The organism is Nocardia sp. CWNU-33 (genome assembly GCF_046764895.1).
Lineage (GTDB): Bacteria > Actinomycetota > Actinomycetes > Mycobacteriales > Mycobacteriaceae > Nocardia.
This window is the reverse complement of sequence record NZ_JBKOQN010000088.1, coordinates 1-3,116: the sequence shown is the minus strand read 5'-3', so window position 1 is coordinate 3,116 and position 3,116 is coordinate 1. Positions and strand designations below refer to the sequence as shown.

The window sequence follows — 3,116 nt, the reverse complement described above, 5'->3', positions numbered from 1 at the left end:
TCTCGATGTCCGTGACCGAGATGTAGACATGATCGATCATTTCGAGGCATCCTTCCACATCGCAGTGTTCTTACGGGCGACGTCGTGGAACGTGCGCCACGGTAGGCCGGTGATCTGCGCGACCGTGTAATCGGGGCGGGCCTGCGCGTACGCACTATTCTGCCGCGACCCGCGCGGTTCGAACCGGCCACGGCACCTGCCAGCGAACGCACCATCATGCCGATGTGCGTACATCTCTTCGGCTCCTGACTCGCCGGTGAGCAGCCCCTGTTTATCCTGGCTCGCTCAAACCGAGCTAGCCCTCGAATAAGGTTCTGCTCCGCGACCACGACCGGATCGCGGAGCAGAAGCTACAGAGCGGCAACAGCATTCACACCCACCTGGGCGTGGAAGCTACGGCGTCATTATCGGTCGTACGACCAAGATGCGGGTGGGGCTTGCCCGGGGGGAGCAGACGGCCCATCCTCCGGGTCGAGTTCGATGATTTGCGCTGTGTCGGGGTTCACTTCGAGATTCCGGGGCGTGCCCTGGTCGGGGGTCTCTTTGGGTGCGTCAGGTTCGCTGGTCATAGTCGCCCACCACTCTCTGCTTGTCCTGGGTCGTTGGCGCGAGTTGATGCGCCGTGACCCCGGTGCGCTATGGCTGTCCCGGGATCGGGTCCAGCGGCCCGCCCGACGGGGTCGGCCGTGCCGTGTCCATTGTCCCTCGACCGGAGCCATCCGGTTGACGAAATATACTGAAAGCTGTTGCCCCACAGCCGGTAAGGTTCATAGCGCGGACACCGCACGACGTGACGCTACAGCCGGTCCCGGAATCGAACTGGCCCAACCACGACTGGCTTAGGCGGCTGGGATCGAACATCCACTCTTGCCGACTACCGCGCATCTGATCCGTAGCCAGATACGCGGGGCCTGATCGTCCTTGGTTTGATGTCGGCGCATCGCCTAGATCACGACCCCACACATCGATCAGGTGGCGACAACGACTGCCGATCAGGCGTTCCACGTGAAGATGTACCGGTTACCGGCAGAGATCTGGTAGATAAGGCCGTCGGGCAGCTGGCTCTTGTCCTTGTCGATATCGACGATGCCGGTGCCTTGGTCGTAGGTGAAGTACACCGATCCAGTGGCGAGATCCTGCGCCGGATCGACTCGGCGCACGATGATGTGGGTGGCCTCGGTGTCCTGGATATCGACCGGCTTGCACGACTGGCCGGAGATCAACAGTTGCTGATCGGCACCGACCTTGACCGACAGGGAGTAGATGTCCTGCGGCTCAAGAGATTTGACGAACGAGGCGCAGATCTGCCGGGGTTCGAGCGGACCGCAGTCCTCCGACTTCTCCTGCACCACCGCCAGAGTGTGGCCACCAGCCCCGCACACAGCCGTGACCGTTTTGCCTGCAGTCGCGGCCAGGATCGCCGACTTCAGCCCGTTGGTGTCGTTACCGGAGGCGACGAGAACGCCGTCCTCGAGGACCGCGAAACAGGTGGCGGCGCGCCCGGCCACCCATGAGACCGTCTTGCCTGCAGTGGCCGCCAGGATCCCCGGAATATCCTCGTAATCGGTCCCGCCGCCCACAGCCAGGAGCGTGCCGTCGTCGGTCACGGCCAAGCTGCCTTGTCCGGTGGCGGCAATGGCCGTGATCATTTTGCCCTGACATGCGGCCAGGATCCCGGACACCTGCTTGTGCCCGTCACGCCCGGCAGCCAGCACTGTGCCGTCATCGGTGAGAGCCAGGGTGTGCCCCAAACCAAAGGCCACGGCCGCGATCTTCTTGCCTTCGGCAGCGGCCAGCAGCCCCGACAGTTGACCTTCGGAGTCGTTTCCAGAGCCCAGGAGGGTGCCGTCCTTGGTGATCACCAGCGTTGTGCCACTGCCGCCGGCACCGATGACGGTGACCGTTTTACCTTCGACGGCCTCCAGCAACCCCGCCACTTGCCAACGATTCTCGTCGGACACGAGTACCTGGCCGTCGTCGGTCAGAGCGACACTGAAATTGTCGCCTGCGGCTACAGCGGTGATCTTCTTGCCTTCGGCCGCACGGAGAATCCCCGACACCTCGCCGAGAGGGTCGCCGCCGGTGGCCAGCAACGTGCCATCCACTGTCACCGCGAGACAGTGCAGACCACCCGCGGCCACGGACACGATCTTCAAGCCTTCGGCGGCGGCCACCATCTCCAACCCTCGCGAGCCGACTGCTACAACAGAACCCGGCGCGCCAACCCCGGCTCCAGCACGATTCACCAGCGACATAGAACTCAGCTCCCCTCGTCCGGGAACCCCGACCGTCGGCCGGGTTGGTCGCCTACAGAGTACTGAATTATGTTGCTGCCCAACGGTATTCAGTCAAGCGACGATGATGTGGAACGTGCCGCGCGCGCCCGGTGTCGCAGGACTGGTCAGGGTGATGCGGCTATCACTGTCCACCGTGAAACTCTGCACGTCGAATTGCTTCGAGTTCTGACTCTCGAAGTACACCCGGCTGGCTCCTCGGAAACCTGACCCGGTCACGATGACCTCGGTACCGCCATCGACCAGGGCCATGCCAGTGCTCAGATTGGTGATTTCAGCCATCGACCTGCCCTCCCTCGTGTCGGGCCGCTTCGGTGCGGCAGCAACCCAAGCGTGACAGCCCTGCGGAGGCCACGGCGTGCGATTGGCTCAAAACACACGGTGACCTGCATTCGAGTACGGCGCGCCCGGCCTTCCTGCCCGCGTCGTCTGATTCTGGCCCTCGTCGATGTTCCGTCTTCACGGCAGTCGTAATCGCCCCTCCGGCAGCGCTTTCTCCCGCATGCTGGGTAGTTTGAGCGGTCACCCCCGCGTCTGGTGTTGAGAATCGATTCTCAACACCCTCCGTCTCGCCACCCGGCGTGGCCCGAACCTGGACTCCCGCTTCACAGGCCGGAACGCAACAGCAACCGGACGACGTCCGCTATGCCGCTGGGCGGGCGACTGCTGAATGAGACGCAACACGGCTCCGGACATCCGCTTCTGGCACCCCTCTATGTCAAGAGGGCGGTTGTTTGGGGCGTAGTCTCGCTGGTGGCGGGTTCGGGAAGTGACTTGTCCGAAGTGTCGATCGTTGGGGTCGAGTCGGCCGCGCTGGATGTC

Annotated in this window: 2 protein-coding genes; both read right to left on the bottom strand. The window is 63.5% G+C overall.

Annotated elements, in window-relative coordinates; translation table 11 throughout:
* Positions 1-992: 992 nt before the first annotated feature.
* Complete coding sequence (locus ACLMAL_RS39400) at positions 993-2,177, bottom strand: hypothetical protein (protein ID WP_412003732.1); 1,185 nt, start codon at positions 2,175-2,177, stop codon at positions 993-995.
* 171 nt (positions 2,178-2,348) lie between these two features.
* Positions 2,349-2,576, bottom strand: coding sequence for an IPT/TIG domain-containing protein (locus ACLMAL_RS39395; protein ID WP_412003731.1), 228 nt, complete (start codon positions 2,574-2,576; stop codon positions 2,349-2,351).
* Positions 2,577-3,116: the final 540 nt, after the last annotated feature.